This window comes from Paucibacter sp. TC2R-5, assembly GCF_025717605.1.
Classification (GTDB): Bacteria; Pseudomonadota; Gammaproteobacteria; order Burkholderiales; family Burkholderiaceae_C; genus Paucibacter_A; species Paucibacter_A albus.
In genome coordinates, this window is the sequence record NZ_JAJIRQ010000002.1 from 78237 (window position 1) to 92024 (window position 13788).

14 protein-coding genes are annotated in these 13788 nt (G+C 64.0%); 4 read left to right on the forward strand and 10 right to left on the reverse strand.

The window, feature by feature from the left end:
* Nucleotides 1-128: 128 nt before the first annotated feature.
* Genes LNV08_RS04040 through LNV08_RS04065 form a run of 6 tightly spaced genes read right to left on the reverse strand, consistent with a single transcriptional unit; the run spans nt 129 to nt 5055 of the window.
* Nucleotides 129-875, reverse strand: coding sequence for an alanyl-tRNA editing protein (locus LNV08_RS04040; RefSeq protein ID WP_263532383.1), 747 nt, complete (start codon nt 873-875; stop codon nt 129-131).
* 13 nt (nt 876-888) lie between these two features.
* Complete coding sequence (locus LNV08_RS04045) at nt 889-1623, reverse strand: VOC family protein (protein WP_263532384.1); 735 nt, start codon at nt 1621-1623, stop codon at nt 889-891.
* Nucleotides 1620-2471 carry a PhzF family phenazine biosynthesis protein gene (locus LNV08_RS04050; RefSeq protein ID WP_263532950.1) on the reverse strand — a complete coding sequence of 284 codons (852 nt, stop codon included), beginning with the start codon at nt 2469-2471 and terminating at the stop codon, nt 1620-1622. Before LNV08_RS04050 ends, LNV08_RS04045 begins: the two co-directional genes overlap by 4 nt.
* A gap of 2 nt (nt 2472-2473) precedes the next feature.
* On the reverse strand, nt 2474-3685 hold the full coding sequence (locus tag LNV08_RS04055; RefSeq protein WP_263532385.1) for a PLP-dependent aminotransferase family protein: 1212 nt from the start codon (nt 3683-3685) through the stop codon (nt 2474-2476).
* A gap of 38 nt (nt 3686-3723) precedes the next feature.
* Nucleotides 3724-4434, reverse strand: a complete 711-nt coding sequence (locus LNV08_RS04060; RefSeq protein WP_263532386.1) for an aspartate/glutamate racemase family protein — start codon at nt 4432-4434, stop codon at nt 3724-3726.
* Between the two features lie 3 nt (nt 4435-4437).
* The gene (locus LNV08_RS04065) at nt 4438-5055 is read right to left on the reverse strand and encodes a LysE family translocator (protein WP_263532387.1); all 618 of its coding nucleotides are present in this window, start codon (nt 5053-5055) and stop codon (nt 4438-4440) included.
* A gap of 157 nt (nt 5056-5212) precedes the next feature.
* Between LNV08_RS04065 and LNV08_RS04070 the strand changes: the two genes are divergently transcribed.
* Genes LNV08_RS04070 through LNV08_RS04080 form a run of 3 tightly spaced genes read left to right on the forward strand, consistent with a single transcriptional unit; the run spans nt 5213 to nt 8065 of the window.
* Nucleotides 5213-6616: a PLP-dependent aminotransferase family protein gene (locus LNV08_RS04070; RefSeq protein ID WP_263532388.1), complete on the forward strand. Its 1404-nt coding sequence runs from the start codon at nt 5213-5215 to the stop codon at nt 6614-6616.
* A 52-nt stretch (nt 6617-6668) separates the two neighbouring features.
* On the forward strand, nt 6669-7298 hold the full coding sequence (locus LNV08_RS04075; protein ID WP_263532389.1) for a response regulator: 630 nt from the start codon (nt 6669-6671) through the stop codon (nt 7296-7298).
* Complete coding sequence (locus LNV08_RS04080; protein ID WP_263532390.1) at nt 7295-8065, forward strand: fumarylacetoacetate hydrolase family protein; 771 nt, start codon at nt 7295-7297, stop codon at nt 8063-8065. Before LNV08_RS04075 ends, LNV08_RS04080 begins: the two co-directional genes overlap by 4 nt.
* A 36-nt stretch (nt 8066-8101) precedes the next feature.
* Here the strand turns inward: LNV08_RS04080 and LNV08_RS04085 are convergent, their stop codons facing one another.
* The 3 genes from LNV08_RS04085 to LNV08_RS04095 form a co-directional block, all read right to left on the reverse strand.
* Nucleotides 8102-10003, reverse strand: coding sequence for an ATP-binding cassette domain-containing protein (locus tag LNV08_RS04085; RefSeq protein ID WP_263532391.1), 1902 nt, complete (start codon nt 10001-10003; stop codon nt 8102-8104).
* A 148-nt stretch (nt 10004-10151) separates the two neighbouring features.
* Entirely contained in the window at nt 10152-10472 is a 321-nt protein-coding gene (locus LNV08_RS04090; RefSeq protein WP_263532392.1) for a hypothetical protein, read from the reverse strand.
* Between the two features lie 160 nt (nt 10473-10632).
* Nucleotides 10633-11586 carry a helix-turn-helix domain-containing protein gene (locus LNV08_RS04095; RefSeq protein ID WP_263532393.1) on the reverse strand — a complete coding sequence of 318 codons (954 nt, stop codon included), beginning with the start codon at nt 11584-11586 and terminating at the stop codon, nt 10633-10635.
* Between LNV08_RS04095 and LNV08_RS04100 the strand changes: the two genes are divergently transcribed.
* Entirely contained in the window at nt 11585-12988 is a 1404-nt protein-coding gene (locus LNV08_RS04100; protein WP_263532394.1) for a cytochrome P450, read from the forward strand. The two genes, LNV08_RS04095 and LNV08_RS04100, sit on opposite strands and share 2 nt — an antisense overlap.
* Here the strand turns inward: LNV08_RS04100 and fghA are convergent.
* The gene (fghA, locus tag LNV08_RS04105) at nt 12942-13787 is read right to left on the reverse strand and encodes an S-formylglutathione hydrolase (protein ID WP_263532395.1); all 846 of its coding nucleotides are present in this window, start codon (nt 13785-13787) and stop codon (nt 12942-12944) included. The two genes, LNV08_RS04100 and fghA, sit on opposite strands and share 47 nt — an antisense overlap.
* Nucleotide 13788 lies beyond the last annotated feature (1 nt).

Genomic DNA, 13788 nt, shown 5'->3' on the forward strand with positions numbered 1-13788 from the left:
CAAAAACGCCTTCAACCTGAGGCTGACTCGGCGAAGCCGAGCGCAACCCTGCGGGTCGAGTTCGAGCTCTTCTGGTGATCACCCACTTCGGCTGCGCCGAAATGAGTGCTCCCCGAAGAAAAGCGCCTTCAGCCTTCGGCTGACTCGGCAAAGCCGAGCACGACCCTGCGGGTCGAGGCGCTTTTCTTTTCAATCTTCGTGACGAAGATGGGGCCGATTTCGGCGGTGTTGGCAATATGCGTGCCGCCACAAGGCTGGAGATCCACGCCTTCGATGTTCAATACCCGCACCCGCCCCATGCCGCGCGGCGGCTGCACACTCATGCTGCGCACCAGACCCGGATTGGCATCCAGCTCGGCCTCGCTGATCCAAGCTTGACTGACCGGGTGCGCCCCTTCGACCAAGCGGGCCAGCCCCGCTGTCAACTCTTCCTTGCTCAAGGCCTCGGTCATGTGAAAGTCCAGCCGCGCATAACTCGGCGTGATTGAGCAACCATCAACCGGATGCGGCACCAGCGCGCACAGCAGATGGGTGGCCGAATGAAAGCGCATCAAGGCATGGCGGCGCTGCCAGTCCAGGCGGGCCGTCACAGCAAGCCCCGCCTGCAGACCCGCCAGCAAGGCGTCCTGGCCGGGCGCCGGCAGGTGCAGGATCTCGCCCTCAGCGCCCTCTCCCTTGCCCTTGCGGGTGTCGGCAATGGCGATCACTCGGCCATCGGCCAAGAGCAGCTCGCCCGCATCGCCAGCCTGCCCGCCACCCAAGGGATAAAACACCGTCCGATCCAGGAGCAGGCCGCGCTCATCGATGCGCAGCAGTCTGGCTGCACATTCGCGCAAGGTGGAGTCCTCTCGAAACAGCTCTTCGGTTTGCGCCATCGTTGTTCAACCTTTAAGTCATCAATTGCAGCGAAACAAGCCCCAATGGCGTCTGCAGCTGAGCGTGCACATGCGCCTCTCCGGTCTCGACAAGCAAACCCGCCAGCAGCGCCGGCTGCGGCAAGCTCAGCTCGAATTTGCACAGGTTCACAGTCGCGCCGGCTAGCCCATCTGCCGGATGCACCTCGCCCCACTCGATCAGCAAAGGCAAAGCACCGCTCGAGAGCCGCTTGCCGTCACGCCGCAAAGCGATACGCCAGCGCAACTCGCCGAGCGGCGTCATGCGCGATGCCGCGACCGCCTCGCCCGCATCAACGCCCTGCTCACGCCAATGATTCAGTTGCGCGTCCAGATCGCCGTCAACCCTGGCCACCCAATGAATCAGGCCTGGCCCCTCGACCCGCAAACGCTCTTGCAAAGCCGGCGAATCGAGATCGAACCAGCGCGCCCGCCCGGGCGGCGGAGCATCCGGATCGATGGCGATGATCTCCAGATAACAGCGCGGGAAGGCCGGCCCACTCAGATTCAGCAAACGGTTATGCGTCCCCATCAAGCCATGCTTGCCGCCGCCAACAGGCCTCACCCCCAAGGTCGCCTCGCACCAGGCTTCGCCCTCGGCCAAGCTGGCAGCGCCAATCACCAGATGGTCGAGCAGTACTGAGCGCCCCCAGGCCGACGGGATACGTCGTCCGCCCCCCGAGGGGGTCAAGAAAGGTCGGGGTGGCCCATCCCTTTCTTGTGCACTCACAGCCGCACTTCTCCGTTGATCATCGGCGTTACGTCACCGCCTATCCAGACGTCGGCACCACTGCGCTGAACATGGATGCGCCCAGCGCGCCCGAGCATCTTGCCCTGCGCCACCACATAGTTGTCGCTGCACAAGCCGGCTTCGAGCATCCACAGCGCCAGGCCGGCATTCAAGCTGCCGGTGACCGGATCTTCGGGCACGCCCATGCCGGGCACAAAGGCGCGCACCTCGAACTGCTGTTTAGAGCCACTCGGGTAGGCGCCGACGACGCCGAGTTCGATGCCGGCCATGGCGTTGAAGTCTGGCGTTAAGGCCAAGACCGCCTCGGCGCTCTTCAGCCGGGCCGCAATCCAGGGTGGGCCGTTGTCCACCCACACCACATCCAGCACCTCTTCGGCGGCCAAACGCAGCGAGCGCAAAACCTGCTCATGCAGCGCGGCCGACACCGGGCCACCACGGCGCAGCGGTGGTGCCGCAAAGGCGAGCCGCTCCTTGCCACTGCGTTCAACCACGCGCTTGATGCGCACCAGGCCGATGCCACATTGCTGCAGCAACTCGCCCTTGTTGCGTGGCATGCCGCCAGCCGCCAGCCAGCAATGCGCCGAACCCAGCGTCGGATGACCGGCAAAGGGCAGTTCGCCTCCGGGCGTGAAGATACGCACGCGGTAATCGGCTTGAGGGTCGGTCGGCGGCAACAAAAACGTCGTTTCCGACAAATTGGTCCAGCGGGCAAAGCTGGCCATCGCCGCGTCACTCAGTCCCTCGGCGTCTATCACCACCGCCAAGGGATTGCCCAACAAGGGCATGGCGGTAAAAACATCAACCTGCGCGAATCGTCTGGTCTGCAAACTCATGGCGCTGATTCGGCACCGATATCATCCAGTGCAGCCCGCAAAACCCGACCGAGTATGGCAACGCCCTCTTCGATCTGCGGCGGCGTCAAGGTCACGAAGGACAAACGCATCGCGCGCGGGTCCGGCGTATGGGCATAGAAGGCCGCGCCGGGCACGAAGGCGATGCCCGCGTCAACCGCCTTGGGCAGCAAGTCCATCGCGTTCAAGCCCTCGGGCAGGCGGATCCAGAAGAACATGCCGCCCTTTGGCATTTGCCATTCGCAGCCCGGCGGCAGATGTTTCTTCAGCCCCTCGGCCATCGCGTCGCGGTTGGCCTTGTAACGGGCGCGGATCTTGGGCACATGCTCGTCCAGGAAACCGTTGCGCACCACCTCGTAAACAACACGCTGATTGAAGCCCGGCGTGTGCAAGTCGGCCGCTTGCTTGGCCTGCAAGAGCTTGGGATACAGCTCGGGCGGCGCGATCATGAAGCCCAGACGGAAACCCGGCGTCAAGACCTTGCTGAAGGAGCCAAGATAGATCACACCTTCGGGCCACATCGAGGCCAGCGATGGCAGCGGCGGCTCATCAAACCAAAGGTCACCGTAAGGGTTGTCTTCAATGATGGGCACACCGGCGGCCTTGGCCGCAGCGACCGCTGCTTGGCGCCGCTCCAAGCTCATCACGCGGCCGGTTGGGTTTTGATAATTGGGCAACAAATAGGCGAAGCGCGTGCCGGGCGCATCATGCGGCAGCTTGGCGATGGCAGCCGGGTCGACGCCTTGCTCGTCGCTGTCCAAGCTGGTGAAGATGGGCTCGAACGGCGTAAAGGCCTGCAGCGCTCCCAGATAGGTGGGCGTCTCGACGGCCACCGGTGCGCCGGCGTCACACAGAATTTTGCCCACCAGATCCAGGCCTTGTTGTGAGCCACTGGTGATCAACACCTGATCGGGCGTGACCTGCATGCCCAGACTCTGCACCCGTTGCGCCACCCATTCGCGTAGCGGCGCGAAACCCTCGCTGGCCGCGTATTGCAGTGCTTCTTTGGGGTTCTCGGTCAGCACCCGGTCACAAGCCGCTTTCAGCTCCGCCACAGGAAAGGTATCGGCCGAGGGCAGGCCACCGGCCATCGACAAGATGCCGGGCTTTTCGGTGACCTTGAGGATTTCGCGAATGATCGAGGGGTTCATGCGGGCGGCACGCCGCGCTTGGGTCCAGACTGAGCTCATGGGTGTCTCGCTTGATGTTTGCGGCTAAAAATTGCCGGCTAAGCCGACGTTGTACCACCCAACATCCAATCGACCGCCGCCTTGGCATGCAGGGCGGTGCCGTCGAACAAGGGCGTTTGGCTGTCGACGGACGGATCCAGCAACAAACAAATTTCGGTGCACCCCAGGACCACGCCTTCGGCGCCGGCTGCGCTCAAATGCTGGGCGATGCGCTGAAAGCGAGCGCGTGAAGTGTCGAGAATCTGCCCCCGGCACAGCTCCTCGAAGATCACACGGTGAACCTCGTCGCGGTCCTCGGGGCCGGGCACGATCAGCTCGATCCCATGCCTATCCTGCATGCGGCCACGGTAAAAATCTTGCTCCATCGTGTAGCGGGTAGCCAACAAACCGGCCCGTTTGATGCCGGCAGCCTTCAGCGCAGCCGCGGTCGCGTCAACGATATGGATCAAAGGCAGGCCGCTCAAGCGTTCGACCTCGTCGGCCACCTTGTGCATGGTGTTGGTCGCGATCAACAGACCCTGGGCACCGGCCGCCTTCAGCCCGCGCCCGGCCTCACCGAGCATTTGGCCGGCCGCGGCCCAGTCGCCGGCACGCTGCAGCGCCTCAATCTCGGCGAAGTCAACGCTGCGCAGAATCAAATCGGCGCTGTGCAGTCCACCCAGCCTGGCTGCCACGTCCTGGTTCAGCAGTTTGTATAAATGAGCGGTCGACTCCCAACTCATGCCACCCAGAATCCCCAAGGTCTTCATTTCTCAAGCTCCCAACATCGGCCAGATGCTGGCCAGCAATGACAAGGCCATCACCGCATTGAAGGCTCGGCGGCGCGAGGGCTCAGCCAGGAATCGGCTCAGCTTGGCGCCCGCCAAGGCCCACAAACCCACACAAGGCGCATTGACCAGCGCGCAGACCAAGGCCAGGCCCAGCATCGCCGTCCAGCCGCCGCCCGGCGCCGTGAAGCCCGCCACTGCGCCGATCGCAATCATCCAGGCCTTGGGATTGACCCACTGAAAAGCCGCCGCGCCCCAAAAGCCCATCAAGCCCGCCGCCGCTGGGCTGGCTTGATCACCATCAACCTCAGTCGGAGCCTCGGCATGCCAAAGCTTCCAAGCCAACCACACCATATAGGCGACGCCGAGCACCTTCAAAGCCAAATAGAGTTGCGGCCACTGCTGCAGCAGCGCGCCCAGCCCCAGCCCAGCCGCCAACAACAAGACCATCAAACCGATGCTGATGCCGGCGATATGCGGCAGCGTCTTTTTGAAGCCGTGATTCACACCCGAGGCCAGCAACATCATATTGTTGGGGCCCGGCGTGATCGAGGTGACCGTGGCAAACGCCATCACGGCCAAAAGAGTGGGCAAGGTCATCATCGTGGCAGCCCTCCGGCCAACTGAAAGAAGGGACCCAGTATCCCGCCCATAACCAATACAGCTGCAGTACACTTTTGCAGACAATTCATTCATCTGTATCGGCAAAATGACCTACACAGAAAGCCCGCAGCACGGACCGAAGCCCGGCCCACAGAGCATGCCGCTCATACGCAAAGCCAGCCAACCGCTGGCGCAGCAGCTGGCCGAGCGCTTTGCCGAGCGCATCCAGCAGCGCCTGCTTTTGCCCGGTGCGCGCCTGCCCTCGGTGCGGGAATGCGCGCGCCATCACGGCGTCAGCCCCTACACCGTGGTGGCGGCCTACGACCAACTGCTGGCCAGCGGCCTGCTGGAAGCACGCAAGCAACGCGGCTTTTTTGTTCGCGAGCGCCAAGCCGGGGCGACCAGTCGCCAGCCCACGCAGCCCGCGCCGCAATCGGTGCCGGTGGACGCCACCGCCTTGATACGCGGCATGTTCCTGGCCGATGCCAAGCGCGCACCGGGCCTGGGCACCTTGCCGGCGGAATGGCTGGATCTGCCCATGCTGCAAGCGGCCATGCGCCAAGTGCTCAAGGCCGGCGGCGGCAGCGAACAACTGGCCCTGCATTACGGCGAGCCAGCCGGCGATGCCCGCCTGCGCAGAGCCTTGGGCCTGCGTCTGGCCGATCTGGGTATCGCCTGCCCGGCCGAACAAATCGTCACCACCGTCGGCGCCACCCATGCGCTCGACCTGATCACCCGCACCCTGCTGCAGCCCGGCGATGCGGTGTTGGTGGATGACCCCGGCTGGGCAATCGAATTTGCCCGCCTGACGCAGGCCGGCATGCGCTTGCTGCCGGTGCCGCGCTGCGCCAATGGGCCTGACCTGGCGGTGATGGAGCGGCTGATCGAGCAGCATCGCCCTCGCATGTATGTGACGGTGTCGGTGCTGCACAACCCGACCGGCAACAGCCTGAGCTTGGCCAACGCACACCAGATCCTGCGCATGGCCGAGCAGGCCGACTTTCAGATTGTCGAGGACGACACCTATGCATTCTTGGCACCCAATCATGCGCCGCGCTTGTCGGCGCTGGACGGCTTGCGCCGCAGCATCTATGTTTCCGGCTTCTCCAAAATCCTGACGCCGGCCTGGCGGGTCGGCTATCTGGCGGCCAACCCGGCCTGGATCGAGAAGCTCACGAACCTGAAGCTGCTCAGCAGCCTGACGACCAGCCCGCTGCTGGAGCGCGCCGTCGCCCATTGCCTGGAGCAGGGCCAATTGCGCCGCCATGCCGACCGGGTGTTGACGCTTTTGGATGCCGCCCGCCAGCGCAGCATGAAGCTGGCCGAGGCCGCAGGCTGCCGCTTTATGGCGCCGCCGCAAGGCTTGTTTGGCTGGGTCGATGTGGGCATGGACACCGAGCGCCTGGCCCAGCTGATGTTGGATGAAGGCTGGCTGACGGCGCCCGGCATGCTGTTCAGCGCCAGCCGCCAAAGCAGCACGCTGATGCGCATCAACTTCGCGACTGCGCAAGATGCCCTGTTTTGGCGACGTTTGCAAACGCTGCGCGCGGCAGCGACCTGAACAAGCCGTTACCATCAGGCCCTCTTCATCAGCCAGCCGCTTTGCCTTGCCCATGTCCGCCGATCTTCGATTTCTAGTGGTAGATGGCCTTGCCGGCGTTCAAACCTTTGCTCGCCAAATGCTGGAAGGCTTCGGCCTGCCGGCCGAATGCATACGCAGCGCCAGCGATCCCGAGGCCGGTCTGGCCATAGGCCGGGACTTCAAGCCCGATTTCTTGATCACCGACTGGTTCCCCAAAGGCGCGATGACGGGCATCGCCTTGCACGAACGCTTGAATGAGCTCAACCCCGGCTGCCGGCTCGCCCTGCTGAGCTTCGAAGTGACGCCCCAGCATGAGGCCGACGCCATTGAAGCCGGCTCCAACTTCCTCTTGCGCAAGCCCTTCACCGCTGCGGAACTGAAGGCCACGATGTTGAAGGCACTCGAAGCGCTGGCCAAGGAGCGGCCCGAGTTGCATGCGCGACTCAGCGCCGTGATGAAAAGCGCTCAGCCGGCCGGTGTGAGCCGCCCCCCGCCAAAGATTGTGTTGCCGGTAATCCCCAGCCTGAAAGCAGGCGACAAGGTGAGCTATCTGGACAAGACGCAGACGGTTCAATACGTGGTCGTCAGCCAAGGGGAGTTGGTCGTGCAACTCAATGGCAACCCCGGCTTGATTCCGGCCTCCAAGCTGAAGAAGCTGTGAGCGCCGGCGAGCAAATTCAACTCAGCCAAGCCTTGGCGCAAGCCTGGCAGCAAGGCCTGCACCTTGCTGCTGCTGATTGGCTTGACGCCGTGCCCGATGCGGATTGCGCTTACGCGATTCAACAATCGGTCGCACAGACCTTGGGCTGGTTGCAGCCCGGCCGCCCGCAGTTTTGGAAGAGCGGCGGCGCCTCGCGCCAAGTGGCGCTGACGCACGCGGTGCTGGCGCCGACCGGCGTTCGCATCGGCCCGGCCAACTTCAGCGATCTGCGCTTGCAGCAAGCCGGTATCGAGGCCGAGATCGCGCTGCGCCTGGGCCGCGAAGTCACACCCGAATTGGCGGCGCACTTGAGCCTCGCGGATGCAAGCGACTTCATCGACGGCATGGCCGTCTCGGTGGAGCTGGTGGCCTCGCGTTGGCAGGAAGCGGGTGAAGCGCCCGCCTTGCTGCGACAGGCCGATTTCCTCTCGCATGGCGCACTGGCCCTGGGCGAGTGCTTGCCTTATCAAGCGCGCGACTGGTCGCAGCAGGCCTGCGAGCTGCGCGTCAACGACGGGCCCGCCTTGCACTGCGTCGGCGGCCACAGTCTGGGCGACCCGGCCTGGGGTCTATTAGCTTGGTTCAAGCATGCCTGCCGGCATGGCCAAAGTTTGCCGGCCGGCAGCGTGGTAACGACGGGGGCTTGGCTGTCGCAAGCAGGGCTGCAGCCGGGTGACCGCGCCACGGTCGGCTTTGCCGGCCTGGGCAGCGTGAGCGTGCAGCTCTAAAAAAGAGTGCTCGCATCCCGGCCGCGCCTGCTGGCTTCACTTCGCGTCGAGAGCTTCCCAGCGTTCCATCAGCGCCAGCAATTCGGCGTCGATCTGACCGCCGCGCTCGGTGACTTCGGCAATCCGCGCCGCACCCTGCGAGTAGAGCTCGGAGCCATTCAGCAAGGCATTGATCTGCACTTGCTCGGCTTCCAGCGCCGCCACCTTGGCCGGTAACTCATCGAGCTCACGCTGCTCCTTGTAGCTGAGCTTTTTCTTGTTGGCGACGACCGGCGCGGCAGCGGCGGCCACCGGTGCCGGCGCAGTTGCAGCAGCAGAAGAAGCAGCAGCAGCGGGCGCTTGCTTAGCCTTGGCTTCATTGATGGCCGCGGCTCGCTTGCTCTGCACCAACCAGTCCTGCACACCGCCCTCGTACTCGCGCCAGCGGCCATCGCCTTCGTTGACGATCGTCGACGTGACGACGTTGTCCAGGAAGCGCCGATCATGGCTGACCAGAAAGACCGTGCCGTCATAGTCGGCCAGCAGCTCTTCGAGCAGCTCCAGCGTTTCGATGTCCAGGTCATTGGTTGGCTCGTCCAGCACCAGCACATTGGCGGGCCTTGCGAACAAACGCGCTAGCAGCAGGCGGTTGCGCTCGCCGCCGGACAAGCTCTTGACCGGCGAATTGGCGCGCGCCGGCGAGAACAAGAAGTCGCCCAAGTAACTCTTTACATGCTTGCGCTGATTGCCGATCTCGATCCACTCGCTGCCGGGGCTGATGGTGTCGGCCAGCGTGGCCTCCAGGTCCAGCACATCGCGCATCTGGTCAAAGTAGGCGACATTGATCTTGGAACCCATATTGACGGTGCCGCTGTCCGGCGCCAACTGGCCCAGAATCATTTTCAGCAGCGTCGTCTTGCCGGCGCCGTTGGCACCGACCAAGCCGACTTTGTCGCCGCGCAAAATGGTGGCGGTGAAGTCGCGCACGATCATCCGGTCGCCATAGCTCTTGCACACATCTTCCAGCTCGGCCACGATCTTGCCGCTGGCGCCGCCGGTGTCGATGTCCAGCTTGACCTTGCCTTGCACATCACGGCGCGAGGCATGGGCCAAGCGCATGGTCTCCAGGCGCTGAATACGCGCCACGCTGCGGGTGCGGCGGGCTTCGACGCCCTTGCGGATCCAGACTTCTTCTTGGGCCAGGATCTTGTCGAAGCGGGCGTTGTAGAGCGCCTCGTTCTCCAGCTCATAGAGCTTGGCGGCGGTGAAGGCGGCGAAGTTGCCGGGATAGTTGCGCAGCTGGCCGCGGTCCAACTCAACGATGCGGTTGGCCACGTTGTCCAAGAAGCTGCGATCGTGGGTGATCAGGAGCAGGGAGCCCTTGAAATTGTTCAGCAACTCCTCCAGCCAGGTGATCGCGTCCAAGTCCAGATGGTTGGTCGGCTCGTCGAGCAGCAAGACATCGGGCTGAGCCACCAAGGCGCGACCCAGCGCCACGCGCTTTTTCAAACCACCCGAGAGCGAGCCGATCAGACGCGAGCCGTCCAGACCCAGACGCTGCAGCGACTCCTCGACGCGCTGCTCCCAGTTCCAGGCACCGATGTGCTCAATGCGCTCGGCCACCCATTCCAGATCGTCCTCGGGATCATGAATCTCATAGCGTGCGCGCAGCGCCTTGGCCTCGGCCACGCCCTCACTGACGGCGTCAAAAATCGTTGCCTCGGGGTCCATGATGGGCTCTTGCGGCACATAGACGCTGGTCAGACCTTGCTGCAATTGCAACAGGCCGTCGTCGAGCTTCTCCATCTGGGCGAGGATTTTCAGCAGCGACGATTTGCCGGTGCCGTTGCGGCCAATCAGGCCGACACGCTCACCCATTTCGAGCGAGAACGAAGCACCATCCAGCAAGGCAACATGGCCGTAAGCGAGATGGGCGTTGGAGATAGATAGGACTGCCATAGCCCGCCATTGTCGTTGACTGGCGACACATGCCAGTAAGCCGGGCCAATCTGCCGTCCTTGAATGGCGGAGGCGCCTTCGGCCAAGCCCCAAAGAAACAAGGGCGATGCTTAGCATCGCCCTTGTGAAAACCTGCTGGACCGGCGACTTACTTCTTAACGGCCTCGGCCGTCTTGGCAGCTGCGGCAGCAACAGGCTGCACCGGCGTCAGGGGGGCACTGGCGGCGGCTTCGGCTTTGGCCACTGGCTTGGTTTCAGCCTTGGCAGGCACGGCTTTGCTGCTTGCCGCAACGCTCGGCGTGGCCTTGGTGGCGGCTGCAGGCGTGGCAACCGGTGCTGCGGCAGTTGCAGCAGTTGCGATTGGCGCCGCAGCCACAGCCGCCTTGTCCTGAGCCATGCTGGCCTGGGCAGCAAACACAGCAATCACAGCACCAAGGACAGTCGAAGCAGCCACAGAAAACTTAGTCATCTCAGAACTCCAATCAAGGTCTTGCCATCCAGCGCTGAGGCAGCGTTCACCGTCTTGGGAATCTGCTGCTTTCAGTCGCCTGGCCCCTGCACAACGGGCGTTGGGTTCAAGCTGTTGACCATGCAATTGTGAGCAAATGCAAGCGAGCGCTTGGCGCGCGTCAAACCCAGACGCGATAGGCCCAGAACGCCTCGTCGGTCTCTATGCGCTGGCGCAGCTCATCGGGGCTGAAGCCGGTGACCCGGCGTGTTTCACGGCAGAGATGAGCTTGGTCGGCATAGCCAAGATCTTGTGCCAGCGCGCTCCACACCAACTCGCCCGCTTCGAGTTCACGCCGCACCTGAAAGAAGGTCTGCTCCGAGCGGCTGACCCGCCGCAAGGCACGCAGGCTCTGCCCACTCCACTGTTTGATGCGGCGCTCCACTTGACGCAGGCTGGCCCCGTGGCCAGCTGCCACGGCGCGGGTCGCTAACTGCTGCATCCAATCGCGGTAACGGCGCGGCGACGGCCCGCCGATATCGCGATGTGCGCGCCAACGCGGCAGCAAAAAGGCTTCAAAAATTTGCTGACATTGCGCTTCATCCTCAGCGGCGAGCAGCCGCGCATTCAGGGCCTGCCAGTCAGGCCCCAGCAGCGCGTCGATGCTGCCATGTCGATCGACCAAAAGGCTGAGATCCAAACCGGTCAGCGCATGCAGGGACTCCGGCAGTATGGCCACCATAAAAATACGCGCCCCGGCCGCCGAGCGAAACTGAACCGGGCTGCTGCGTGGGCCAAAAATCAGGCCGCCGCTGGGCAAGGCCTGCAGAGCGCCCTCACCCAGCACCTGCGAGCCGCAACCTTCTATCGTCCAGCTGAGACCACAAAAAGGCGTGGCCGGGAACCAGCCACTGCGCTGTTCCTCCGTCAAATGGGCGGCGCGCGTGGTGTCGCGCCAAATATAGGCATGCACGCAGCCGCTCAGGCCCAAACTTGGCGCCAGCAAGCGCGCCACCGTATCAGGATGCAAGTCCGAGTTACTCATGGCGGCAGTGTAGAACTCGCCAGCTGCCTGCTCGCTCATGTCGCTTTCGTTCAAGACGCCGCGCCGCGCAACACGCAAGATGGCCGCCATGCACAGTCAAACCATTGCAACTACCCCAGCCGCCCTGCCCCCAGGCCCGCCGTGCCGCTTCTTCGGCTTCCCCGAGCTGTTCAGGCTTGGGCGCGACTACCTGGGCCATCTCAGCCGCCTGCAGCGCCGCTATGGCGATGTCGTGTACATGCGATTTGGCAGTTACCGCGACTACAGCTTTTTCCATCCGGAGCATTTACGCGAGTTGCTGCTGGGCTCGCATGAGCAGATGATTCGCTGGGAGCGCGCCACCGAGGTCTTCGCCGCTGTGCATGGCCACAGCGTGCTGGTGGCCGAAGGCGCCGCCTGGAGTGAAAAGCGCCGCATGTTGCAGCCGGGCTTCGGGCCCAAGCGCGTGGTGGGCTTCGCGGCAGCGATGGTGGCGGCCGGCAGCGAGGGACTGGCCAGTTGGCACGAGCAGGCACAGTTGGATCTGGACTTCGAACAAGCGATGACGCACCTGACCATGGATGTGATTCTGCGCACGCTGTTCAGCAGCAGCGCCACCGCCGAGGCCAGGCTGGCCGAAGATGCCGTGAGGGTCTTGAGCATCGAGGGCATGCGCGAGATGTACTGGCCCAAGAGCGCGCCGCTGTGGGCGCCCTGGAAGGCGGGCAAGCGGCACGCAATGAAGGCGCTGGATGGGCTGATTCGCGGCCACATCGCCGCCCGGCGCGGTCTGAAGGGCGCTGCGCCCGATGACTTGCTGAACATGCTGATGCAGTTGCGCCATGAGGACGGTCAAGCGCTCAGCGACACCGAGTTGCGCGACGAGTGCATGACCATCTTCCTGGCAGGGCACGAGACCAGCGCGGCCGCACTGACCTGGTGGGGTTGGTGCATGGCCGCCAACCCCGCTGCGGCGGCCCTGGCCCGCGCGGAGGTCGACCGGGTGCTGACGGGGCGCACACCCTGCTTCGATGACTTGGCTGCTTTGCCTTATCTGACTCAAACCATCAAGGAAACGCTGCGGCTTTACCCGGCCGCCCCCGCCTTGATGAGCCGCCGAACGACGGCAGCCATCGAAATCGCCGGTCTGACGGTGCCGGCCGGCGCGCTGATCCGCTTGACGCCCGGGGTGACACAGCGCGATGCGCGCTGGTTCCCTGAGCCCGAATCCTTCAAACCCGAGCGCTTTGCCGCGGATGCCGCCGAGATTCCGCGCGGCGCCTACCTGCCCTTCGGCGCAGGCCCCCGGGTCTGCTTGGGCAGCCATTTTGCGCAAACCGAGATCAGCTTGATCGCGGCCCTCTTGCTGCAGCGCTTCGAGCTGCAGCGCATTCCAGGCAGCGCAGCACCCGAACCGGTGCTGCACATCACGCTACGGCCCAAGCAAGCGTTACGCTTGCGCCTGCTCAGGCGAGCAGATGGGCCGCGTGATGGCGAAGATGGTCGTTCATAAAGCTGGCGATGAAGTAATAGCCATGGTCATAGCCGGCATGCCGGCGCAGGGTCAGGTCTTGCCCGGCGGCCAAGCATGCGGCCTCGAAAGCCTCGGGCATCAGCTGCGTCGCCAGAAAGGGGTCGGCCAGGCCTTGGTCGATCAGGATGCAGGCGGGGAATGGCGGGCGAGTTTGGCTCAGCATCAAGGCACTGGCGTCATGCGCGGCATGGGCCGCATGATTTGCCCCCAGATAGCCGGCGAAGGCCTTTTGCCCCCAGGGGCATTGCATCGGCGCGCAAACCGGCGCGAACGCCGATACCGAGCGGAATGCGCCTGGATGACGCAGCGCCAGCGTCAGGGCGCCATGGCCGCCCATCGAGTGCCCGAACAGGCCGGTGCTTTGCGTACTGAGCCCGAGTTCCTTTTGTACGCCCGGCAGCAGCTCATGCAAGAGGTAACTCTCCATGCGCCAATGCTGGGCCCAGGGCTGCGCGCTGGCATCGAGATAAAAACCGGCACCGACGCCAAAGTCCCAGCTATCGGCTTCGCCCATCACGCCTGCCCCACGCGGGCTGGTGTCGGGCGTCAACAAGGCCAGGCCCAACTCGGAAGCCAGTCGCTGCGCACCGGCCTTGATCGCAAAAGTTTCCTCGTTGCAGGTCAGGCCAGCCAGATAGACCAACAAGGCGCGCGGCTGAGGCGGCACAAAAAGCCCGAAGCGCATGGGCAGGCCGATCTGGGCCGAGGCGTGGCGGTAAAAGCGCTGCTGGCCGCCAAAGCAGCCATGTTCCGCCAGCAACTCAAGCCCCTCCAACATG